Source organism: Pontibacter populi (genome assembly GCF_019336435.1).
In the GTDB taxonomy this organism is placed as follows: Bacteria; Bacteroidota; Bacteroidia; order Cytophagales; family Hymenobacteraceae; genus Pontibacter; species Pontibacter humidus.
The window spans coordinates 156332-179555 of record NZ_JAHWXQ010000003.1; the positions used below are offsets into that span (position 1 = coordinate 156332).

Annotated in this window: 25 protein-coding genes; 14 read left to right on the top strand and 11 right to left on the bottom strand. The window is 42.5% G+C overall.

Annotation, left to right across the window (positions count from 1 at the left end):
• Positions 1–56 precede the first annotated feature (56 nt).
• Both KYK27_RS12425 and KYK27_RS12430 read left to right on the top strand, forming a co-directional pair.
• Positions 57–332 (top strand): hypothetical protein, encoded by a 276-nt coding sequence (locus tag KYK27_RS12425; RefSeq protein ID WP_199110372.1) that lies wholly within the window; start codon positions 57–59, stop codon positions 330–332.
• Between the two features lie 195 nt (positions 333–527).
• Positions 528–1529: a DUF3871 family protein gene (locus KYK27_RS12430; protein ID WP_199110373.1), complete on the top strand. Its 1002-nt coding sequence runs from the start codon at positions 528–530 to the stop codon at positions 1527–1529.
• A gap of 239 nt (positions 1530–1768) precedes the next feature.
• On the opposite strand, the gene KYK27_RS12435 is transcribed toward KYK27_RS12430, so the two are convergent.
• Positions 1769–2314: a hypothetical protein gene (locus tag KYK27_RS12435; protein WP_199110374.1), complete on the bottom strand. Its 546-nt coding sequence runs from the start codon at positions 2312–2314 to the stop codon at positions 1769–1771.
• Positions 2315–2489: 175 nt separating this feature from the next.
• Here KYK27_RS12435 and KYK27_RS12440 point away from each other — a divergent pair, with 175 nt between their 5' ends.
• From KYK27_RS12440 to KYK27_RS12460, 5 genes are all read left to right on the top strand, one after another.
• Positions 2490–2882 (top strand): hypothetical protein, encoded by a 393-nt coding sequence (locus KYK27_RS12440; RefSeq protein WP_199110375.1) that lies wholly within the window; start codon positions 2490–2492, stop codon positions 2880–2882.
• Between the two features lie 204 nt (positions 2883–3086).
• Entirely contained in the window at positions 3087–3302 is a 216-nt protein-coding gene (locus KYK27_RS12445; protein WP_199110376.1) for a hypothetical protein, read from the top strand.
• Between the two features lie 19 nt (positions 3303–3321).
• A complete protein-coding gene (locus KYK27_RS12450) occupies positions 3322–3720 on the top strand; it encodes an NUDIX hydrolase (protein WP_199110377.1) in 399 nt (132 codons plus the stop codon).
• 9 nt (positions 3721–3729) lie between these two features.
• Positions 3730–4320 (top strand): hypothetical protein, encoded by a 591-nt coding sequence (locus tag KYK27_RS12455; RefSeq protein ID WP_199110378.1) that lies wholly within the window; start codon positions 3730–3732, stop codon positions 4318–4320.
• Between the two features lie 3 nt (positions 4321–4323).
• On the top strand, positions 4324–4638 hold the full coding sequence (locus KYK27_RS12460; RefSeq protein WP_219337367.1) for a hypothetical protein: 315 nt from the start codon (positions 4324–4326) through the stop codon (positions 4636–4638).
• 33 nt (positions 4639–4671) lie between these two features.
• Here the strand turns inward: KYK27_RS12460 and KYK27_RS12465 are convergent, their stop codons facing one another.
• Positions 4672–5649, bottom strand: a complete 978-nt coding sequence (locus tag KYK27_RS12465) for a DNA/RNA non-specific endonuclease (RefSeq protein ID WP_317195928.1) — start codon at positions 5647–5649, stop codon at positions 4672–4674.
• Between KYK27_RS12465 and KYK27_RS12470 the strand changes: the two genes are divergently transcribed.
• Positions 5648–6307 (top strand): SOS response-associated peptidase, encoded by a 660-nt coding sequence (locus tag KYK27_RS12470; protein ID WP_199110380.1) that lies wholly within the window; start codon positions 5648–5650, stop codon positions 6305–6307. The two genes, KYK27_RS12465 and KYK27_RS12470, sit on opposite strands and share 2 nt — an antisense overlap.
• A gap of 13 nt (positions 6308–6320) precedes the next feature.
• Here the strand turns inward: KYK27_RS12470 and KYK27_RS12475 are convergent, their stop codons facing one another.
• Entirely contained in the window at positions 6321–7328 is a 1008-nt protein-coding gene (locus KYK27_RS12475; protein ID WP_199110381.1) for a hypothetical protein, read from the bottom strand.
• Between the two features lie 226 nt (positions 7329–7554).
• Between KYK27_RS12475 and KYK27_RS12480 the strand changes: the two genes are divergently transcribed.
• The 3 genes from KYK27_RS12480 to KYK27_RS18590 all read left to right on the top strand — a co-directional run bounded on the left by KYK27_RS12480 (position 7555) and on the right by KYK27_RS18590 (position 10041).
• Positions 7555–9066, top strand: a complete 1512-nt coding sequence (locus KYK27_RS12480; RefSeq protein WP_199110382.1) for a competence protein CoiA family protein — start codon at positions 7555–7557, stop codon at positions 9064–9066.
• Between the two features lie 87 nt (positions 9067–9153).
• On the top strand, positions 9154–9750 hold the full coding sequence (locus KYK27_RS12485) for a hypothetical protein (RefSeq protein WP_219337368.1): 597 nt from the start codon (positions 9154–9156) through the stop codon (positions 9748–9750).
• A gap of 138 nt (positions 9751–9888) precedes the next feature.
• Positions 9889–10041: a DUF4113 domain-containing protein gene (locus KYK27_RS18590; RefSeq protein WP_199110384.1), complete on the top strand. Its 153-nt coding sequence runs from the start codon at positions 9889–9891 to the stop codon at positions 10039–10041.
• A gap of 258 nt (positions 10042–10299) precedes the next feature.
• On the opposite strand, the gene KYK27_RS12495 is transcribed toward KYK27_RS18590, so the two are convergent.
• The 5 genes from KYK27_RS12495 to KYK27_RS12515 all read right to left on the bottom strand — a co-directional run bounded on the left by KYK27_RS12495 (position 10300) and on the right by KYK27_RS12515 (position 15354).
• Complete coding sequence (locus tag KYK27_RS12495; protein ID WP_219337369.1) at positions 10300–11652, bottom strand: DUF3987 domain-containing protein; 1353 nt, start codon at positions 11650–11652, stop codon at positions 10300–10302.
• A 471-nt stretch (positions 11653–12123) separates the two neighbouring features.
• Positions 12124–12387: a helix-turn-helix domain-containing protein gene (locus KYK27_RS12500; protein WP_233150424.1), complete on the bottom strand. Its 264-nt coding sequence runs from the start codon at positions 12385–12387 to the stop codon at positions 12124–12126.
• A gap of 273 nt (positions 12388–12660) precedes the next feature.
• On the bottom strand, positions 12661–13959 hold the full coding sequence (locus tag KYK27_RS12505; protein WP_199110386.1) for a site-specific integrase: 1299 nt from the start codon (positions 13957–13959) through the stop codon (positions 12661–12663).
• Positions 13960–14485: 526 nt separating this feature from the next.
• The gene (locus KYK27_RS12510; RefSeq protein ID WP_199110387.1) at positions 14486–14677 is read right to left on the bottom strand and encodes a CsbD family protein; all 192 of its coding nucleotides are present in this window, start codon (positions 14675–14677) and stop codon (positions 14486–14488) included.
• Between the two features lie 332 nt (positions 14678–15009).
• Positions 15010–15354: a hypothetical protein gene (locus KYK27_RS12515; RefSeq protein ID WP_199110388.1), complete on the bottom strand. Its 345-nt coding sequence runs from the start codon at positions 15352–15354 to the stop codon at positions 15010–15012.
• 712 nt (positions 15355–16066) lie between these two features.
• Here KYK27_RS12515 and KYK27_RS12520 point away from each other — a divergent pair.
• Positions 16067–17755 carry a response regulator gene (locus KYK27_RS12520; protein WP_199110389.1) on the top strand — a complete coding sequence of 563 codons (1689 nt, stop codon included), beginning with the start codon at positions 16067–16069 and terminating at the stop codon, positions 17753–17755.
• Positions 17756–17841: 86 nt separating this feature from the next.
• On the opposite strand, the gene KYK27_RS12525 is transcribed toward KYK27_RS12520, so the two are convergent.
• Positions 17842–20355 carry a TonB-dependent receptor domain-containing protein gene (locus tag KYK27_RS12525; protein ID WP_199110390.1) on the bottom strand — a complete coding sequence of 838 codons (2514 nt, stop codon included), beginning with the start codon at positions 20353–20355 and terminating at the stop codon, positions 17842–17844.
• Between the two features lie 290 nt (positions 20356–20645).
• Between KYK27_RS12525 and KYK27_RS12530 the strand changes: the two genes are divergently transcribed.
• Complete coding sequence (locus KYK27_RS12530) at positions 20646–21059, top strand: OsmC family protein (protein WP_199110391.1); 414 nt, start codon at positions 20646–20648, stop codon at positions 21057–21059.
• A gap of 1 nt (position 21060) precedes the next feature.
• Here the strand turns inward: KYK27_RS12530 and KYK27_RS12535 are convergent, their stop codons facing one another.
• Positions 21061–21780, bottom strand: coding sequence for a hypothetical protein (locus tag KYK27_RS12535; RefSeq protein WP_199110392.1), 720 nt, complete (start codon positions 21778–21780; stop codon positions 21061–21063).
• A gap of 250 nt (positions 21781–22030) precedes the next feature.
• Between KYK27_RS12535 and hpf the strand changes: the two genes are divergently transcribed.
• Positions 22031–22339 carry a ribosome hibernation-promoting factor, HPF/YfiA family gene (gene hpf, locus KYK27_RS12540; RefSeq protein ID WP_199110393.1) on the top strand — a complete coding sequence of 103 codons (309 nt, stop codon included), beginning with the start codon at positions 22031–22033 and terminating at the stop codon, positions 22337–22339.
• Between the two features lie 81 nt (positions 22340–22420).
• Here hpf and KYK27_RS12545 read toward each other — a convergent pair whose 3' ends face one another.
• Positions 22421–23215 (bottom strand): S1/P1 nuclease, encoded by a 795-nt coding sequence (locus tag KYK27_RS12545; RefSeq protein WP_199110394.1) that lies wholly within the window; start codon positions 23213–23215, stop codon positions 22421–22423.
• Positions 23216–23224 lie beyond the last annotated feature (9 nt).

Sequence of the window (23224 nt, forward strand, 5' to 3'; positions counted from 1 at the left end):
AAGCGGAGGGTGGCTGAAAGGCTGCCCTTTTTATTTTCCACTTAACGGCTACAAACATGCTGACCAAATACCTGCTGAGCGCAGAACCCAGCGAGTTCTCCGACAGCTGCCTGTTCCTATCTGCCTTCAGGCTGCAGAGGGCTTACTGCCCCTTTCAGGTGGTCTGCATCAAAGCTATCCGCAGCATTGAAGAAGGAGAGCGGAAAAGGGTGGACAAGGTGCTGAGCTGGAATACTGGCACCATCCTGTTTTACATCCAGGGCAAACTGTACCCGCACCACCATTTCAGCTACAGGCCGCCAACGCAGTTCGTAGCCACGGCGGTGAGCTGAAAGGACGGACAGGAGTTATGCTGAATTTCTTAGGCATTGTTCTGTGAGATAGTTTCTCCTGCTAACTAAAAAACTACTGAAAGAACGGAGCCGCCACCATGCGCTGCAGCAAGATGGGAAGGGGTAGCGGCCATGCCATGCTGCTGTCCCTTAGCAGCACTTCAACCATTTAAATCAACCGCAAACTTAATTGATATGAGACATTCACTTATCAGGGTAATTCCCCAATCGGAGCCCAGGCTTACAGTTACCAGCAACCGGGCAGAGGCAACACCATCCGTATCTTCCGCTTTCATAGAGGCCAACACCGTACCAGTTCTTTTGTCTGAGTTGCAGCAGGAGCATATCATTCCTGTCTATGTGAAGGACAACGAGCCGTTGATCAGCCAGGCGGACTTCATCCGTACGACTCAGGAAATTTCTTCCTCCGTCTTCAGCGGCGGGCAGATCCGGGCTCCTCAAATCAGGTGCAGCCACCCCATCAAGGGCAGGATCCCGGAGGCCAAGGACAAGCCTGCCGACCAGCTGCTGGACTGGGAGAAAACGCTGTACTATGAGCGCATGATGTTTCTCCTGGAGATTCCGTCTATCATTAACACCATAGATGGCAACCAACTTACCCTGACCATTGGAGGCGTTAAGGCCTACAACCTGGATAACCTCTACAATAGGAAGGGCGCTGCGGAGCACTTCAAGGTGTTCATTGGCTTTAATAACTTGGTATGCACCAACCTGTGCGTGAGAACGGATGGTTATCTAACTGACCTTAGAGTAAACCATGTGGAACAGCTTTATGCAGGGATTTACAACCTTTTGAGCTCGTTCGATCAGGATCAGCACCTGAGACAGATGCAAGCTTTAACTGATTACTCTATTACAGAACGGCAGTTCGCTCAGCTGCTGGGGCGCTGCAGGATGTACCAGCACCTTCCCAGTGAGAAGAAGAAGTCAATCCCCCCTTTGTTGTATGGGGACTCCCAGTTGACCGCTGTCTGCAGGGACTACTACAGGGACTCCTCCTTCTGCAAGGAGGAAGATGGGAGCATCAGCCTGTGGAAACTTTACAACCTTTTAACCGGAGCCAATAAGTCAACCTACATCGACCAGTTCCTGGATCGTTCTGTCAATGCGCTAGACTTGGCATCTCAGATACAGGGAGCAGTACAAGGCAAATCCACAAGTTGGTATATAGACTGATTATATTGAATTTCTTTGTCATTGTTTTAAGGGATGGTTACTCCTTAAAATCAAACCACTGAAAGAACGTAGCATTTTGTATTTGCTGCAGCTAGATAGAACGGGATAGTATGCTTTCGTTGGCTGCTATCCCAAATCTGTTGCCTGTCTTTAACGATGATTGCAGTTACTTATAAATGCTAAAAAAGCACCAACTAAATCAATTAGCTGGTGCTTTAATAAGGTAAAGTAGAATTCGGCTATTGATATGAATATGCTACTCCTTGCTTTAAGCTTTTAGGTACTGTACCCATTCCTCCTGCGCCAGAATAGCCACCGGTTTCAGTTTTCTGAGACTGAATAAGTATAATATGTGCACCCATTGCAGCAGCTTCTTTCTTAAGCTTCATTGTTGCCTTTTCGTCAATGTTTGCTTGATTTGAGAAAGTCGATCCGCCTGAAGCTTTAGCTCTAACTTCACCTTTTCTGACCAAGCCTGCGACATCACTCTCTAATGTTGTAACTATTACTTTCTCCCAGTCTTGCTCACCATTGATAACGATCTTTTCTGAGAACTTCTGTACTCTGCCGCTCGCAAACTTAATTTCCTTTACCTGGTTTTTGTTGATAACATTTGTCACTGTTTCATTAAGATAAACAAATGAAATCTCTTTATCGCCTACAGTGCTTACTAATACTTCCATGCTTTCCCCATTCAGCTTGGTAATAGTATCAGGCTTTCTTTCTTGTGAGAAACACTGGATGGAAATAAATAAGAAAAGGAATGCTAATAATGATTTCTTCATAACTCTTTAGTTGTTTTCATTGTGCTTACTCTGTAGGCTTTTCAGCGACTGCCGCTTGTTGTTTAGGATATCAGCTTCTTTCCTTATATCAGTATTATTTAAAATATAATATATTATATTATATGTGCAATATAGTAAAAACCTTATACATTGCATAAAACTTAAAAGATAAGCCATGAAACAACTTGTACTAGTATGCATCATTCTGTCATCCTTAACTTTCAGCAGTTATGCTAACACAGAAATCAGTCATCCAACAGAGAACATCAGAACTTTTGGCATCGAAGATGGGTGGTATGAAGCTACTGTCAGATACTACAATTCAAGTTCCTACACGAGAAGCACTTATACCTTAAGTGTTAAAGTGCAATATGACAGAGTTGTTGCAATTGATTTTGGAAACGGTGGGAGTGTTCACTCAGGATACAACAATTCAGGGTACATTTATTCTGGAGGCACTCTATCCTATCAGAGGGATTACTCCTCTGGTAGCATAACCAGTGCCACAGCCAGAGTTACAGTATCACAAGGGACCACTATGACAACCTTTGATATAAGCATAAATTAATTTATCGCTATAGAGCAACCTGACCATAGAGCCATAGGTTAATGAAATGGCTACAGGCTTTCTGGCAATCATGATGTTGACTCTCTTATTTTGCCTCGGTCGAGGTAATTAAGATTCTTAAAAACTATATCTGCCTCCCCAACAATATATTCAACACTGAAAATGAGCCTAAATTGCGTAATTTTGGAGCTATAAGTAAGGATCATGATCAACGAATATAAAGTAGAGATTATCAGAGAGCCAGGGCCAAACCCATTAACAGGTGAAATATTCCCATTTGAATATGAGAGGCTGCAGATAGAAGCTACCTCTGTAAGAAGCGCCTATGTTATAGCCTGCGCTACTTTTCAAATGACTGTCAGAGGTCAGCAGCTCAGGTTCTTTATTGATGGAATAGAATATTTCGACGAAACATGCTGATCTCAGAACTGGGGAAGTAATGAAGGTCATAGACAAACTAGCTTGGCTGGAGATACAGGATGGGAAGATACTGAGCACCAGAAGTAAAGGAAGAATAAAGTATTATATACCTGGTGGAAAGCGTGAGGCTGGAGAAAGTGATCAGGAAGCACTTACCAGAGAAATCAGGGAAGAGCTGAGCGTAGAATTGCTTGAAGACACAATAAAGTTTGCAGGTGTGTTTCAGGCACAGGCAGACAGTCATGCAGAAGGTATTGAGGTGAAGATGACCTGCTATACAGGTGGTTTCAAAGGAACTATCAGTCCTTCAGCAGAGATAGAAGAAGTAGTCTGGCTGACTTATAAGGACAGGGAGCTTATTTCCCCAGTAGACAAGCTTATCTTCGACTGGCTGAAGGAAACGAATATGATAAACTGATCCTGTTTAATGATAGAATCTAAAGACTTTACTTATTTTCTTACTGTCTTTGAAAGTGGAGAAATGGGACTGGAGATTGGCGAAACACGCTTATACTACAATATTGATGGAGGGCAGCTTAAGGTATTAAGTGAATTCAGGGCTGGCGAGTACTACAAGAGGCATTATCCAGATGCAATGTCTGTTCATACAATGAATCTAAGGGATAGTACTGCAACCATTAAGAATATACTAGGTGATTTTATTATAGAGTATATCACTTCCTCTTTGGTAAGAAACTATCCACACTTTGTTGGGAGCGCTCTGTTTACTCATGATGAATACAACAACCTGTACAACATCTCGCTTGAACTTGTCAGGAAGCAGCAGGAAAAGGCGAAGCTGAATACGACTGAACTTACAGAACTATGCAGCAGATACAGACTGAATCCTGTGCCTGTAGATGACGATGGCAATTCATGGAAGGCAAATTGTCCTTCTGGGGGGCATCACTGGATCATGATTGCTGCTGATAGCTGGGGTTGTGGTTACTGCAAAAAGAAAGGGGGAGTTGAAGAGCTGGTAAACTGGCTGGAACAGGTTAAACAAAAACACATCTAACTCATGAGCATGGAACAGACTTATTATATAAACCCTGAAAAGCTTATCAAGGTCGTAAACAGAATGGATAACCTGAAGTTTGCTGGGCTGGAAGTAAGCGATGGAAGCCATATTGTTATTGACATTGAACTTGAAGGCATTGATCCTGAAGCCAAGGTTGCTGGGTATACTTTCGTAAAAAGGAAGCAGTTTATTGCTGCTGAAGTGCTGGAAAAAGCAAAGATCAGATTCTCCAGAACATCTGCAGATATAGTCGAAGCAAACCTGTTACGCCTTACGATCTATCCCCCTAAGAACATTGTATTTGGAATTGAATAACCAGACTGTTTTACTTCAAATTGTAAGAATACTTCACCTTGTTGGTCCTCTGTCAGTCTGTCTCTCCAAAGTCTCTTGCAGCTCTTTAGCTAAACTGGAAAGAAGATCATATCCTGTTGCTATCTCTATCGCGTCTACTGTAGTGCGATAAGCTCCCCAATCAGAGTTGATGCTGTTATTGTTAGGTGTGTCTATGGCTATCACCCTTGTGCTGGAGTTTATCCTGCCCAGATCGTTTATCCCTTCAGGAAGTATGAGCAATACTTTCCAGATACGATTAGGTACTGTCACTCTTCCCTGATCTATGGTATGCGCCAATCCATTGCTGCCTGTGCCACCACTTCCATAGCTTCCCATGATCACGTATACTTCCATGCCAGAATCTACCAAATCACGAGTGTAATCTTCCAGATTAGCCCAGGTCTGGCGATTATGGTTAGGTGCTTGTGGGATCATGTTAGTCATTAGGAAGGTCGCTGAGTTATCTTCCACAGTCCTGGTCCTGTCTGCAGATGGGGTATTATGGCCCCGATCAAAGCCACTGCTTGTATAACTAGAGGCAACTACCTTATACCAGCCTTCAGGCAGGCTTTGGTCAGCCCTAAAATCATCCTGTCTATCTGCTGTACCCAGCCAGTCCTTGCTCACATACCAGCTCACCCAGTTAGGCGTTCCCCTATCACGACTATAAGACAGTGCATACTGTGGTATTTCAACTAAATAATTATTGAAGTTATTAACATCAGTTGTCGCACCACTTGGATTACCTAACAGTAAATGTTTGCCATCGAGAGATGATGACTGTTGAGGAGCTACTTCTGTTTCCTTACAACTTAGCAGGAACAGGACTATGAAGAATGGGTAGAGGAGATTTCTTCTTGACATAATATGCTTATTAAGATAATACCAGTTTATAGACGTAACAAAGCTGATCTTGTTTATGATTGGTATATTATGGCTTGCTTTGGTTTTAAGCTCGTAGAAGGATTGTAACAACCAGCTCAGCACCATGTGTGGAAGATATTCAGTTATTCCAAAAGCGAAGCGGAAATCACATGCTTCCAAGTTCCTCGAAAGCTACCAACAGGAAGCGAATTATAACGCAGCCCCTTCACAGAAGCTACCTGTCGTTACTAATGACCATCCAAATGAAGTGCAGTTCTTCTCCTGGGGGCTGCAACCCTTCTGGGCGAAGGATGCTAAAGCAGTCAAACGTTCTATCAATGCCAGAGCAGAGACACTAATAGAGAAGCCTTCTTTTAGAACTCTACTGAAATCTAAACGCTGCCTGGTCCCTGCTGATGGCTTTTACGAGTGGCAGGCCTCAACCCATGGAAAGGTGCCTTACAGAGTCCTGCTCAAGAATGAAGAACTGTTTTCGTTTGCTGGTTTATGGGATGAGTGGGTGGATAGGAGTTCAGGCGAAGTGTTGCATACCTATACCATCATTACAACAAGTGCGAATGAAGTAGTGAAGCCGATCCACGATCGTATGCCGGTGATACTCTCCCCTGAGGCTGAGGAACTGTGGTTGGATGAACACGAAACGCAGGAAAATCTTCTTTCACTGCTTAAGCCCTTCAAGGCAGAAGATATGAAAACTTATCAAGTATCGCCTTTAGTAAACTCCCCTCTAAACAATGTGCCTGAGGTTATCAATTCATTATAGTCAATAGGCCATCCTAAAAAGGTAAATCATTATCTGCATCTGATGAATAGAAGCTTGAATTAGTATTTTGTTTATCATCAATACCTTGACAATTCTTACAAAGCCCCATCCCAAGCTGTTTCAGATAATCTTCTGTCACAACATAGAATTTAGTTTCTTTATTAGAACCAAAGACTTTTGTATTGGCGTGAAATACACCATTCTCATCATAATCATTGTGTATACTTTCGCATTGATGAACAAGATTATGAGTAGGAAGATGCTTATAGCGAGAAACATGCTTGTGGAATACCTGCCTCCTAAATCTTGCTGCTATTTGGTCAATCGACCCATGTCCCTCTAACATTAATAAAGCCTTAGCATGTGGAGATAAGTTCTTCAAATGGTTTTCGAACCTGTCATTTTCATTCATCTCTTTGTAAAGGTTTAGGAAGTAGGCGCTCTGTTTCTCAAAGCACAATAACAGTTCTTCTATAGTAAACCTTCTACTATTCAGATTATCCAAGGATAGGTTCTTTCTCAGCTTATATATCTGGCTAGGTGTGTATCCTTGAGTATTGAGATAAACCATAGCATAGCGAGCCATTGAGCTGGCTGTGGCATTTGTGACATATCGATTACGAGCACTGTTATCGCCACCCATACTTACATCTGCTTCATAATAATTATCTTTCAAAAACTGTAAAGCCTCGCTTGTATCTTTTATCTCGATAGTCTGATATTTATAATATAAACCATTCTCAAAATGACTTTCAAACTGAAAGCACTTGATGGCAAACTTGATATCGATATCATAATTATTGGGGTCAAAGCCAAAGGGGTGGCCCTGTGTAATGATTTTTAGATAAGTATGGTCAAATACGTCCCCTATGCGGCAATGGTAGTTAATACTTCCTATTGTATAACCTGTCACTCTTTCCTGATTCTTTCGATATCCTGGTATATTGGGTAAGTCCTGCTCTACAGTTATTGAAACAAGCTCAGGGTCAGGAAGAGCCTTTATTTCAATTACTCTTATCATCTATCATTTTAATAAGCTCAACTTAGCATTTATTCGCTTTAAGTCATACTTGCAGCCAAGCAAAAATAAAGGCGAAGTTAATTGCAACATGTTTGGGTACGACTTTTGTTGTATATTAGAAACAATATATAGCACAAACTACGCCGCCGCAATAGTAAGCTATAACAATTACCTCTAGTAGAGCTATAATCATAAAAATCTAATAAGCTCTTATGAGCATAATTAAATGGTTAGGATAAAGGAAGTGGCATTTGAGTACGCTAAGGACATAGCGGGCCATATCATTCATATAACCACTGCTCAAAGTGGGGCTAACGGTTATTACTGTGTCGGATGCAGCTCTGAGATGATTGCCTACTTAGGTAAGAAGCTCCAGCCACACTTCAAACACCATCCGAATGATGTAGATAAGAGTAGTGAGTGCACTTGGTCTGATGAAACCTATAGGCACAAGATAGCAAAGGAGATTCTGCAGAGGCTTAAGGAGGTGCGCGTTCCAAAGGTTCCAATCAAGGTTCCAAAGGAGTATGGTGGGGGGAGCATCCCTATATCGCCATCCAGAGTGGTTAAGGCAAGCTCTGTGCTTATCGAAAGATATATTTACGAAGACGAATATGGCCAAGTAAAGTTTGAAAGAAGCTTCGACAGTATGGGAGGGAAAAGGCACCTCTTGGTCAAGCCTGATGTACTCTTCTTAGACGAGAAGAATAAACCCATATTAATAATAGAACTCTGTGCTACCCATAAGGCAGACGAGGAAAAAAGAATGAGGCTTATGCACTTAGGGGTCGACGCCATTGAGCTGTTGATTCCCAAAGCAGCTAACCCACAAGAAATTGAGAAGAATATAGTATCATCAATTAACAGCAAATGGCTGTACAACAATGAGCAAGCGAAAACCAAATTCAATCCAGCTACCCACCTTATTAGTAACTCAAATACTGAGCTTACTAGAGAGTCAGGAGACATTCCTAAGGGAGAGACCATCCAGTGCCGCACGTTCAGAGTTAGAGAATGCATACGCGGAATTAAGAAGTTTATGGGAAGCAGTGACTATGCAGAGGGAAGAAGAGCTGTTGAAGAAGAGCTATCAAGAGTTAAGGGAAACGCAGAGAGAGCTGGAGAAGAGCTGGCAGACCTTATTAGGAGAGCAAGAGCAGAAGCTGAGACAACAATGTCAAATCTTGTCAAACGAGAGCAAGAGAAGGTTGCAGAGCTTGAATCAGCAGAAGCTAGCCTTGCTGCAAAGGCAGAAGCTCAGGAACACCATCATCGAGACTTGGAAGGCAGATATTACGCAAAGAGAGACAGCCTTATCGGAGAGCAGAAAGAGCTTCAGCGAGAAACAGGAGATTTCTTTGACGAATTGGAGGGAAGAAGAAAGGAGCTTGTTGAAAGAGTTAGAGGGCTTCGAGAATGCAGCACAAATATTGAGCGAATCAGAAGAGATGGAGAAAAGCTTGAAGCTGAGAGAGCAAGAATTGTCAGTATTCAGGACGGAAACGTTGAGGAAGAGCGGAGAATTGTACAGCAGGAGAGTCGAGCTGCAGAACTTAGAGGACGAAGAGAAAAAACAAGCGAGGGCAATGGCGAGACGCCCTATGACGAGCACACAGAAATCAGAAGAATGGAGAAAGACATACTTGACATGGAGAGACAGGAAAACACAGTTAGAAAACTCAGAGAGCAGCTTGCAAGGATTAAGGACAGAGCTATTGACGCTAGGTTTAATAAATGAAACCGATTACATTGATATGTAACTAGGTTTATGGTCTTTTGATAAACCCTTCTTACTTGTGATTTGATAAACCTTAGTGATTAAAATATGATGTCTTATAGTGAGCTCCGATTGGAGATGGAAGGCAAATACATCCCATATGCTGAATTGTTAAAAACAGCCGAATGGCATAGAAAAAGATATACTATTCTAAGTCGAGACCACTTTAAATGCACTAACTGTCATAAGGAAGAAACCTTCACCGAATATGATGAAGAAAGACATGAGGTTTGGTACTGTTGGATTGATTATGATGTAATAGTAAGGCAGGCAGATGGAACTTACAAAAAGTGTGATATGGATTTTACATTAGCAGATAAGCCATACCATATGCAGGTGCACCACAAACGCTATATCCTAAATAGGCTTCCTTGGGAATATAACAATGAAGACCTTATTACACTGTGTAACTGGTGTCATTCAACGTTTCATCAGTCGAATGAGGTGGATATTTTTGCTGAAGATGGTAAAACTTTGATTGCAAACCTTAAGCCTTGTTCAAGGTGCCATGGCGCAGGAAGTTTCCCAGAGTATAGCCACGTTCAAAGTGGCATCTGTTTTAGTTGCGGAGGGGAAAGATATGAGCAACCATTAGTAAATATTAATAGATACACCGGCTTAGAAAACCCAGCTGATACACTATGATATAATGGCGCTTAAGGCAATCTTTAAATCACATTACTGGTATAAGAGGAGTGGGGTGATCATAATGAGATCGTACCTGAACATCAGATATGGTTTGATCTTCTTGATACTGTAGACCGGGAGAAGCATAACAGTTTAATGAGAGTAATGGATATGCTGACTGACAGGTTAGAGAAAGTTAAGGTGCAGATAGCAGCACAAGGCATTGACAAGAGTTGGTTGTTAAAGTCATATTATAAATCTCCCTGCTACACCAAAAGGTTGAGTGAGATACCTACTGTATTTATTTAAGTATTCGAGCTTTCTTGAACTCAGCTATTCTTGCAGAGTCTGCAGCCTAACATAATGCCATCCACTCCTGCTTTTACGGGAGGAAAGCAGTATATCACACCTGTGATGTTTTACCCAAATATACCTACAGGCTTAATTCTGTATATAGCAAAAGAGAAAGTAGTAAATAATAGAACCCCTAATAACTTTAGAAAGCTTAGAAAGTTTGGAAACCCCAGTACTTTGGAGTCTCCAAACTTTACAAAGTTTACAAGGTTATTAGCCTTTTATTTTTACATAACTGCCATAGCCAGAATGATCAAGGTGCTTGGTATCAAGCAACTTTTTCAGATAGTTGCCACATGAACTTTCGCTAATTTTATTCTTTTCAGCAATAGCCACGGCTTCATATCGCCTGAACTTATCGGGCAGATGTTTCAATAATTCAAGAGCCCCTTTATAGTTAATGGGTGTCACATCCGCTAACTTCGAGTAGAAGTAGGCTGAATGCTTTCTGTAGGTTTCTATCAACGCCAATGCTGTGTCAAAATCCACATCGGCGCAAACCACTTTCTCGGACGTATCACATGCTTCGAACTTTCTTATAGCCGTTAAGATCATGGCCAATCTGAATGCCATCAGCCCCTGTCTGAAGACCACACCCTGAATATCTTCTCCAAAGTCAGCTACAGTTTCATGTAAATGTTTTTCAAAGAATTCATCAAACTTTTGTTCCTGTTCTGGACTGAGTGAAAACTCAGTAGGATACTCCTGGCTAAATCTGACCAAGGCAAGGCCTTCATTTGCTAATTCTTCAAAGTGATCCACAAGATCGACTTTGCCTTTCTGACCGGCCAGCTTCTTCCAGACAGGCTTCTGTCCGAACCCGTACATGATGAAACGGCTGAAAAGCCCATTCTCGGCAGATGGGATTAGACTCAGGATCTGTGCAGGTGTCCCAGAAACAGCTATAGACAGGCGTGGTCTATCTATCTCACGGAATTCACCGGATTTACGTGTCACACTGACCGGTTCATGCTGAAACACTTTCCGGAAGATGCTATCGTGGCCGCCGAAGTCCTTTCCTAAGTTATTGGAAAGTGAGTCAGCTTCTGTTTCAAATATAACGCCTTTACCGCCATTCTCGTCAAGTATTCGCAGAAGCGCAGCTGATGTGATATCCCCTGGGATGAACCCTACCTTAAAGGGAGGAGCCAAAGGGTCATGACCAGAGCCTTCTTTCTCAGAAGATCCATTTTTCCCCTTTAGTTTACTGGAAACATATTCTTTGGCTTGTTGCTTGCTTTCTTCTAGTAACAGCTCGTGCACGAGTTTGCCATAGTACCGAGCATACTTGAATGCTGATTTACCATTGCCTGCCGGAGCTGTGATAAAACAGTTCAGGTTAGGGTGCATCCTGTCACCCTGATAGATTCCATGGATATTATCCAGAAAACCGCCTATGGTCACTAGAGCCCCGGTTAAGAAGACATCCTTTTCAGTTTGGGTACTGAATTGGTCTGTTCCCTTCCTGAGCAATACAGGTAGGTGTTCAAAAACTGAGGCTGGAAATGAAGGAAGCTCGGATAACTGGCTAGACGCGCATGCTATCGGTTTTATAACTTTTACCATTATGCTCTTCCTCCTTTCTGTGTAACCAAGTTCCAATATACCTTGCTTGGCCTCCAGTCAGTAAGCGCTACTCTTTCAATAAACTTCTTGTTCGAATCAGAACAAGCCGTAAATTGTGAGCTTATACTTTTGTTCAAGGAGCTGCTTCTATCTATGTTGTGACTCGCTTTCTTAAGGTTCAATAAAGGGTTATGGGTATTGTTTAGTGTTGCTAAGACTTGCTCGATAGTTTTTAGCTCTTTCGACACTATGGTGTAATTCTGCATTTTGCTAGAATTAAAAAATAAATAATGTACTCTGTATTCTTGCTTAACGGTGGGACGGCTAATCCAATTAGCGGTGGATGTTTGCCTGTACATAAGAAACCAGCATCGTTTCTTCTTTCACTTAATATAATGCGTAGGGCTGCTGAAATGTTCGCTGAGTCCTGAATATTCTCTACTTGCGGTCTCCTTGGCGTATAAGCAGATCTCACCTTATGCTTGCTTTTACTCTTTGAGGGTTGCGCATCATCCAGGCATCCAGGTCTTCTTTACTAAAGAACAGTAACTTTCCATTTGGACGAGAATGAGGAATACCTCTTGCACTCGTAAGCTTGTAGAGCATACTTGTGCTGATACCCATGTACTGGCTAGCTTCTTTAAGGTTAAGTACCGGTTTTGTTAAGATGATGTGAGTTGAATATGCTTGCTCAAGAAGATTAAGCTTTTCAAGCATTTGATTCTCTAGTAACATGTGCTGTTAAACTAAAAGTTAAAAACTTTTTACCAGCTTATTACTTACTACTTATTAAGCGATAAACATGTAGCGGCTGAGTGTTTATCTGAATGTGCTACAAAGATAATTGTTAAAGTATGAAACCGTAAGTATAAGAGCGTTGAGTTTAGTAGGTTATTTTGATAAGTTATTGATTGTCAGTAAAAAAAATATTACAGATAAAACAGCTTTTCAATCTTGTAAAACATGATAGGTAGTTTGATAAGACTAAACAATGTTTTTATAAAATATTTATTCTTCAGGAAAAGCGGTGAGTCTGCTGATTACTTCGTGTCTGGTGTGATCTTCGAAGGAATCAAGGTAATGCTGCGTCGTCTTTTCACTGGTATGACCCAAAGACTCTGAAATGAAAGCGGTGGAAACACCTGAGTGCTTAAGTACGGTGGAGTAGGAGTGTCTGGCCGTATACGTGGTGACATGCTTACTAATACCCACTGCTGTAGCTATTCGTTGTATATAGGTGTTAATCATCTTAGTGGCTTGCCTAACTTTGCCCAATTCCTGTTCGGGGGTAAGTCCAGTAGTAAGTATTGGAAAAACATAGGTGTCTGGAATAATGGGCTTATTGCCCCATCTTTCAATAATTTCTAAGACTTGAGGTGTTAGGGCTGCTGTGATTGATTTAAGTTGCTGGCGTGTCGTGCGTTCTGTTTTTGAACGGATAAAACTTATTGAAGTATCGCTTAACTGGCTGTATTTGAGTCTGGCAATGTCCTTTATGTTGATGCCGTTGCACAAGTAGGAGAATATCCAAAGATCCCGGTAACGCGCCTCACTTTCAGAGGCTGGGGTATAGGTGAATATCTTTTTGATATCAGCCAAGGTAAGAGCTTTCTTGATGTTTATGCCGGAAGGGATTTGGAACTTCCGTTTTCCAAAGGGGTATAGTTCTGCATTGACATCTCCTGAGGCTATGGCGTCATTAAAAAGTGCCCTCAATGTTCTTAGGTACATACCAGTGGTAGTGATGGAACGACCACTTTCTTTCATCCATCTTTCATAGTCTTTCAGGAATTGTGGTGTGATGCTGGTAAAAGGAAGTGGCGTGTAGCTTTTCATGGCTTCCTTCTGTGTTGCTATGTCCTTTTTTGAATTGCCTTTTCTCGCTGTAAAAGCCTTTCCGTGGCTGAAGTACCACAGGGACGTACGGGCACTCTCATAGCTGGCGGCTGTTCCAACTCTGCCCTCCCTGTTCAACCGGGCAATAGCATCATCGTAAGCAGAAAAAACCTCGTTCTTGATAGAATGGCTGAGCAGCCGTTTCTCAAATTCTCCCATTGTAAAATGGGGAAGCTGGTTGATAATTTCATTGGCTCGCAGCTCAAGTGCCTGTAGATCCAATTTAGGGTCTTTGAGTAGTTTCCCAGGCTTCTGCGAGAGCATCTTATCGAAGTCATCTTCCGAAAAGCTGTATGGGGTCGGAAAATATTTGCGAATACGATGGTAGGTGAGTCGCAGCTTAACGGGATAGGTGCCATCCTTCAAGGGACGGCGGGTATCTAAGAAAATGGAGGTAGATGCACCTGTCATAGAGCTATAATCAAATTAAGTGTTTGCACACAATTTGCACACAAACTGTGCAAATAATAGCAAATATAAGCAAAAAAGTGACATAGGCTTAAACTTAAATCATTGATTATAAGGTAGTATGAAAACAAAAGATAAAAAGTGCTAAATGGCTGTCATGACTCATAATCAGTAGGTGGCTGGTTCGATTCCAGCTGGGCCCACTTGCATGTAAACGCCAGATAACGAAAGTTGTCTGGCGTTGCTTTTTTCACTCTTTTTGGCTTAAATTAGACATTTCCAGATAGCCCGAGTTATCTAGAAATGTATGTACCGAGGCACACTTTCGGGCACAAATAAGGCACACTCTCAAAACGCGTTGATTAACTTACGGTTCTACCTGGATCTATAAACAAAAGCACTTATCTCTAAAAGAGGTAAGTGCTTTTTTGTTTTGATTAAAGTGCTATTCCTCACCCGATTTGTCGGGTTAGAGTAATAACTATAGTTAACTGTTATCACAAAGAGCCTTTCGGTTCACAGGCAAGTTTTACAACGAATCAATCCATCTTTTCAGATCGTGTTTGGCTTTACCTGTTTTCTGCTGAAGTTTGCCTAGCCACTCGTCCTGTTTGCCCTCATCGTATGTCAGGTCATCATCGGTCATATCGCCGTACTGTTGCTTTATCTTGCCTTTCAGCTCGTTCCAGTTGCCGCGCGCTCTATATTCTGTTTCGTTCATAATCGTAAGTTTAGTTGTTTAACATGCTATACTATAGTTTACGTATATAGCGTGTATCTGGTAACAGATCACTTCAACAAAAAAAGCCTTTCCCGGTTGAGGAAAGGCTTTTTGCAAAAGGTTAAATAGTGCTGTTATGGTACGCCACCATCTTGCCTGTTACCATCGTTAAGGCCGCTGCTCATTCAATTTTCCAAAACTATAGTTTGAGGTTGCCTTGAAAATAAGATCGATAATTTAAGTAAGAGGCAAGTGCATTCTGTCAGTAATCAAGCTATGCTTGTTTTTATCTTCTACCTGCTAAGGGTATCTGCAATTGGGATAAGAAAAACTTATTTGCTAAACTGTTTAAGCCATTCCAGGGCAATTGCTTTATCTGTAAACATGCGTGTGGGGTTGGTTGGCTTATTTACCATTATGTAGAAATTAGCCATCATTTTAGTAACCGTGGAATTGATAAGTATAGCATTAGCTATAATCCCTTCGTTACCTTCATTGGCAAAATAATCGCGGGCTTCTTTAGTAAAGTTTTTAATACTGATAACATCAACCAGGCACGGGTAATCCTTGTTTTCGGTAAAAGCTTTACGGGCTCGCACGCAGTCTTCCGCTACATGCTGGTCAAGGTTTTCAATCTGCTTGTAATGGATATACAGAATGCCATCCTCTATAAACATCTTTATATAAGGTGTTTCATATGTTTGTATTTCCTGCTTCAAAATATTCTATAAAAGTGAAATAAACTTTGTTATACTCTTACTATGCCCCTCCCACAAACAATTATACTGATTTTTGTGGAAACAAAAGGCAGAAAGAGACATTATTGATAAAGAAAATTCGACTTTCTCTATATTTAAGAAAAAGGAATTATCCATTTATATGCAGAATAACAAGGGTGATCTCTTACTCTTAACAGGTTGAATTAATTTACGTGTTCTTTACTCTTAAGGGTATCAAAAATAGTAAGCCGGGTCTTATTTTTCTGAATCCCGGCAAATTGTATATTTACTTAAACATAGGGCTGAACTGGGAGTTTATGGAGAGATACCTGAAAGCGGCATGCAATGTGAGACAGAAGGATGTAAAAGTATGGAATGCCCCAGAATTCTGCCAAAATATAAAGCCCGGTGCATAATGATTGGGATTATGATTTCCTGATGGGATCTGTAATTTACAGGAAAGTACATTTTAGAGTGATAAATTAAACAGTACCAAGATTATCTTCGGTATATTGGTTGTTGTCGAAAACAACTGATTGGGGCGAGTAACTATACTAAAATTGGTTTTTTTCAGGTAAAAGATAACTTTACAATGGAATTAATGGAAGCTACTTTTATGATTGAGAGAGAGTAGCGAACTTTACTGTTAAGTAGTGTAATAGGAAAATACGTGGAAGTTCTACAGAAAAGAATAGAGGAGGTTATTACGTTCATTGCCGAAATAGCAAATGGTAATTTCGATTACCAGATGGAGGTCTCTGAAAACGGCGACGAATTAGATGCCGTTATTTCGGGGATAAGCATGTTGGGGCAGGAACTTAAAAACTCTACCGTTTCCAGGGACTTTATGCAGAGCATTTACCAGGGTGTGGTAGATATGCTACTTGTACTAAACACAGACTATACCATCCGGAATGTAAACGATGCTTTTGAGGAGTTGACCGGTTACACGCAGTATGATCTGGTTGGCAGGCACTTTACCGAGATTTTCAGTGATACTGAGAACCTGCGTCTGCTGGAAGCTTTATTTAAGCTTGAAGATGAAGGTAAATGCCTGAATACGGAATTCCTGTTGCTTGCAGCAAACCAAACTACCATCCCGGCGTCTTGTTCATTTTCTTTCCTTAAAAATAACCTGAAAGAAACAGACGGTATCCTGATTATAGCGAAAGATATTACGGAGCTTAAAAATAAAGAGCGGGAACTGCATGTAGCGAAAGAAAGAGCTGAGGCTGCCAACGAAGCTAAAAGTAATTTCCTCTCCAGTATGAGCCATGAAATCCGGACACCACTAAATGGTATAGTAGGTTTTACCAACTTGCTGGTGAATACTGATCTGGATAATACGCAGGCACAATATGTAAAACTGATTCAGAGTTCCGGAAGTACGCTTACAAGGCTTCTGAACGATATAATGGATCTGCATCGCATTGAGCAGGATAAAATAGAGATTGAGGCTATTCCGTTTGATATAAAGGCCACAGTGGCTTCTCACCTGGAGCCTTACAAGTATATTGCCGAAGGAAAGAAAGTCAGCTTTAACTATAGTTTTGATGATGCCATTCCTCAGCTTGTTATTGGTGACCCGACCCGTATAAACCAGGTACTTATAAACCTGGTGAGTAATGCTATAAAATTTACTGAGAAAGGAAGCATTGATGTACACTGCCAACTGGAAAATTTAAACGAGCAGGCATCTGAGGCTACACTTTACTTTACAGTAACAGATTCGGGGATAGGTATACCGGCGGAAAAGCAGGAAATTATTTTCGAATCATTTACTCAGTCTGACCAGTCTACTACGCGTAAGTATGGCGGCTTTGGGCTTGGTCTGGCCATCAGCAAAAAGCTTGTAAAGCTGATGCGTGGCGAAATGGGTATAATCAGCGGCCAGGAGGGGCAAAGAGGTACAACTTTCTGGTTTAAGGTAAGTCTCAGATACGACAAACAACTTGCCGTTAACCCTGCCGAAGAAGTAGCTGATACCCTTTTCCGTTTGCCAAACGAACCAAAAATACTGGTGGTTGACGATAACCCAATGAATGTGCTGCTGATGCAGGATGTATTGGAGCAGATGGGAGCAGTAGTAACCAGCGCGAAAAGCGGCGAAGAGGCTTTACAGCTTGCCACTAACCAACCCTTCGATCTGATCTTTATGGATATCCAGATGCCGGGAATGGATGGCCTGCAGGCAACAGAGCAACTTCGTAGACAGAATTATTCCCATCCTATAGTTGCTTTCTCGGCAAATGCCTTTAAAGATGATATTACCAAAAGTATGAATGCCGGCATGAACGACCATTTATGCAAACCGTTTACAACAAAGGAGCTGGTCAGTATGCTGCGTAAGTGGTTGTAATCAGTAGTTGTCAGTTCATAATATAAAAACAAAAGCCCTTCCTGTTTCAGGAAGGGCTTTTTCTATCATTAAACAGGTTGTGATTTTTACTGTATTCCGTTACCGTCGCCCTGCTTGGCATCATCGTTACGGATGGATTTTTTGCGTTTAGGCGGACGTTGCTGATCCATTTTGCCGAAACTATAGTTAAAGGTTACTTTGGCGCCACGGTTATAGTTATTGATACGGATGTGCTGCTCGTAATCTAAAGCATTCACATCAATCTCCATCTTCATGCTCTTTCTGAATGGGTTATCCAGGCCAAGGCTCAGGCCACCTTTGCCACCAAACAGCTCTTTCTTGAAAGCTAAGCTATGGTAAGAGAACGAAGCAGAGTTGCCCTGCAGTTGTATTCTCTTAGAGTTAAAGCCACCGTTAAACTGCGCGCTGAAACCTTTACCAAAGTTGTAAGAAGAGTTCGCGTTGATGTTGTACATCCAGCCGCTGTTGGAGTAATCTGTGCTTTTCAGGTTTACATAGTAGATGTTTGAGCTACCACCGATCGTCCAGGCGGTTACCGGCTTAACAGAACCAAACAAGCTGATCCCATAAGTTTTGTTCTGAGCAACGTTATCAAAAGTCAGAATGGTTGTGTTTGTTGCTTCATCATAGTCCGGAACTGTTTCAATAGCGTTGTCGGTCTGGCGCATATATAAGCTGGTACTGATAGACGCTGTTTTAAAGTAAGTGCTGTAACCTAATTCGAACAGGTTTGTCAGTTCGGCATCCAGGCGCGGATTTCCTTTTACAACTGTACCGGGTGCCTGATCCTGTTCAAACGGATTAAGATAGAACAATGATGGGCGCTGGATACGCTGCGTATAGTTAGCTTTTAAAGTATGCTTCTCTTTTATGGTATAAGACAGCGCTACACTAGGAATCAGGTTGCTGTAATCGTCAGAATAGCTTTCATTTTCTTCCGGATCACTGTTTTCAGTTCTTGAGTAATCGCCTGAAATATCGGTCTGCTCAAAACGGGCACCAAGTTTTACGTTAAGCTTTTTCTGTATCGCAAATCCGTACGTTAAGTAAGAAGCATATACATTCTGGCCATAATCAAACGATAGTCTGTTGCGATCTTCTGTTCCTGTTTCTTCGTTGCTGGATAAACCATAGCTGGTCACATCTCTGAAAATTGACTTGGCGCCTACTTCCAGCATGCGCTTATTTTCAAATGGGTGCACATAGTCAGCCTGTAAAGTCAGTTCCTTGTTTCCGCCATCGTTGCTGTTACGCTGTAAGTAAAAAGGAGCTTCGCTGAAACGGAAGCGGTCCTGATCGTTACGGGTATCAGCATCCGTTTCTGAATACTGCGATAGGATAGAAAGCTCCTGCTGTGGTTTTGCAAAAGTATGCACAAAGTCCAGGTTATAGTCTGTTCCTAATCGCTCGTTACGGTTTCTAATGTCAGTAGAGAAAGATTGCGATTCTTTTTCAATGCCCCCTTCCGTTACCTTTTGGTCCTGGTCGTTATTCATTTTAAAGTTACCACCGTTACTTCTCACACTTCCAGATAAAGTATTCTTTGGTGTAAAGTCATAATCAAACCCTAACTGCCCGTTCAGAAATAAACCGTTTATGGTAGTGTTGCCATACTGGCTTCTGATCATACGGTTCACAGATGGCTCGCTGTTTCTTGGCGAAATGGTAATATTGCTCATATCGCCTTTGTTGTAAAACGTATTGGCACCCAGGTTGGCATTTACTCCCAGCTTGCCGCGACGCACGTTCAGGCTGGCGTTACCATTGCTGGCGCGCGTACCCCCCGTTAAAGCTACTGACCCCGTTACTCCATGCAAACCACCATCTTTTTTAGTGATGATATTGATGATACCGGCTGTACCTTCGGCATCGTACTTGGCAGATGGGCTTGTAATTACTTCTACCGATTTGATCTGATCGGCTGGGATCTGCTTCAGGGCGTCGGCAATGCTGCCGGCCATGATAGCAGAAGGCTTGTTATTGATTAGAACCCGTACGTTTGAGCTACCACGCAGCTGCACGTTACCATCTGTATCCAGCGATAGTGAAGGTACTTTTTGCAGCACATCAGCGGCGTTACCACCAGCGTTGGTGATATCCTTTTCAGCGTTGTAAACGGTACGATCTATTTTTTCCTCTACCAGTGGTTTTTCGCCGGTTATTACTACTTCATTCAGCCTTTTAGCGTCCGAAGCCAGGGTGATGCTACCCATATCCAGGTCCTGGTTATCAGAAGTAATAGCAAATTCGCTAAGCGTTTTCTGCTGATAGCCAATGAAGGACACAAGAAGCTTGTATTTACCTGTGCCAACTTTATTTATTGTGAAACGCCCTTTTTCGTCAGCCATAGTTCCGTCTATCGGTTTGCCGGTGCTTGCATTGATTAGCGCAACCGTGGCAAACTCTACCGGATTTTTAGAATCGGCATCCAACACCACACCACTGATTTTAGCGTTGCCTTTAGGGGCTGTGGTGCCCGGTATAGCAGCCTGTTGCTGGGCCGGACGAGCCTGCTGACCTTGTGCAAATACTGGAACCGTACTCAGCCCCAGAAGTAATAACAGTACATTCTTATTCATAGTTTTTTATCGGAAAGGTTCTTGATATCCGTCCACGGAGAGTTATTCCAAACTTCACCATACAAAGTAAACCTGCTTTTCTGAACTGCTAAAACAGATTATACCAATGCACTTCATTTCCATATAAAGAGGCATAAGAACCCGATCAGTTTTTGGTCGGAATGGAAAGGGAATTGGTCGGCAATTGGTGGAGGCTATAGTTGTAGCTTAATGAAGTCGCAGAACTGTAGTTAGGCAAGGTTTATTTTGAGCAGAAAGGCAGAGTTCATACTTTCGTGAAAAAACAAACGATGGAAGTTAATTTAACACGATTAGACCAGGATTTTCATTTCGCAGCGACCGGTACATCGGGCGTAGCGGTGCACATGGATGCCAACCCGGAAATAGGTGGCCACAACATGGGGGCCCGCCCTATGGAAATGCTGTTAATGGGACTTGGCGGCTGCAGCGCGATAGATGTGATCATGATCCTGAAAAAGCAGCGCCAGGAAGCGACTGCCTTCGACATAAAAGTAACCGCTGATCGCGAAAAGGTGGAAGAACACACCGAGTTCCGAAACATTAATGTGCATTTTAAATTGAGCGGCGACCTTAACGAAGATAAAGTACGCAAAGCCATTGAGCTGTCGCTGGAGAAATACTGCTCCGTAGCAATGGTACTTTACAAGACATCCACTATAACCTATAGTTTGGAACTGCTATAGGTTAAGCACTGAGCTTAGCCACATACTTTACCAGCGTGCGTTTGGCTATAGGCAGCAGACTTTGCTCCAGTGGCACCGGAACTTTGGATATGACTGCAAAGGTAGCGGGGTTAGGTAAGTCTTTCCGCTCTTTTATAAGCTGTACCTTCAGGTTCTCGTGAGTCAGGCTGAGGCCGCGGCGTACGGTTTGCACATGCTCTGTATTGATGCCGCGATACTGCTCGTAGGTATTTTTAAAGACTGTGATGCGGTACAGGTACACCTGCGTTTCTTTGCCCGGGAAGGTGTCCAGGAACAGGTAGCCTTCGTTATGATAAATGGGCGTGATACCGACCGGGGTAATTTCGAGATGACTCTCCACAAACTCATATAGTTCTTTGCCTTCTTCCAGGGTTTCGCTGAAAAGGGGAGATGCGTATTGAATGATCTCTTCGATCTGCGCCATGGTCTCGTCGTCTTCCACTATTTTCTGGTAAATAAGCTCCAGCTTCTCAAAATCAGCACGGCTGATGCGCTGCGGAAACTGTTCATATACCAGCTGCTTGTGCTCTTTTATCTGCATCAGGTTGCGGTAATGCATAATCAGGTCTGAGAAAACAGGATAAAGACGGTGTTGCCCGAACTCGGATTTTACAGCTTGCAGGTAGGCCAGCAGCATGTATTTTTTGTACTCGAAATCCAGTAAGCCTTCAGTAAGCCAGTTGATGGGTAGGGTGTTCATAGCCTTCAACTTTATAGTTTATTCTTGCTGTATTTAACGTAGGATGCAGAAAGTAAGGTTATAGTTCAGGTAAGTTTTATATGTCGCAACTATAGTTACCGTCAATGGTTTAGTACTAAAACTATAGTTGTTCATCAGATTTGAGATTAACTAAACCATAGCCTTTACGTTAGTTAAGCATAACCAAAAGGTGAAGATTGCCGGAAAAACCGCATCGGACCTTATCTGACAAACTTAACAAAGAGCAAACATGAATAACCACACAGAGAATTTTGAAGGCATAAAACTAGACATACAGGCAGTTGGCGTAGAATTATCAGATGTGATACATAACAACATCCGCGAGAAGATATCAAAACTAAAGCGCCATGCCAGCAAAATAGATTCGGTAGATGTTTATTTTAAGGAAGAAGCAAACCATGCTACCAACACGAAAAGTGTAAGAATGCGTGTGGGTGTGCCAGGTAACGATGTTTTTGCCCAGGATGAAGGCGACAACTGGTACCAGTTGCTGGATAACGTAGAAGAAAAACTGAAGCGCCAGTTAGGGAAAAAATAACCTATAGTTGCAATTTAGTAACTATAAAAAAGCCTCTCTGCTTATTTTAGCAGTGAGGCTTTTTTGTGATGTAAACTATAGTTAGCCGAAGATCTCGTTCAGCAGGCCGGCAAGGTGAATGCCACCTTTCAGCAGTTGCTGGTTAAGGGTATCAACGTTGTCGTAGTTGTAGCGGTAGCTCAGTTTTTGTTCCGGCTGCACTTCACTATAGATCTTGTTGCTCACCAGATAAGATTCGTACAACCACTCGCTTACCGGCTGTTTCATCCACGCTTTGCGCTGGGCTTTGGTGGTGTGGTTCAGGTGGGTGCTGTACTCGGTGTAGCTCAAATCCTGCGACTCGATCAGGTCGCTGTCCCAGAGGCGGTGCAGGTTGGTTGGCTCCCCAAACCAGAACAGTTTTACACGGTTACCACCCAGGTCATCGGGACGGCCGGTGTGCATGGGCTGGTGAATATCGCCTGCCATGTGGATCACCAGGCGCAGGTACATCTGTGCCTTGTCTTTTGGCAGATCCTTTTTCTTCAGCTCTGCTACCAGCATGTTCAGTTTGGTGTGTATGTTGGTGGCGGTATCGGCCATCAGGGCGGCGGTAAACTCGTCCTTGTTCATACCCGACTTAAAGTTGATGTAATGCCAGGTATCCAGGTACTTATAGCTCGGCTCCGATTTTACGAAGTCTGCCCAGTTGCTGGCCATGGCTACCGACTCAGTGCCCAGGATTTTCTTTACTTGTTTTTTTGCCTTGCAGCTCAGGTTACGTTCTGCAATTTCGCCTACCACGCGGTGACCCAGCATGCCCCAGGCCATCGACTGAAGCGGCATGTACAGGAACATCCCCGCCAATATTACTTTTTTAAGCGCGTTAAATGCCATTGATGTAAG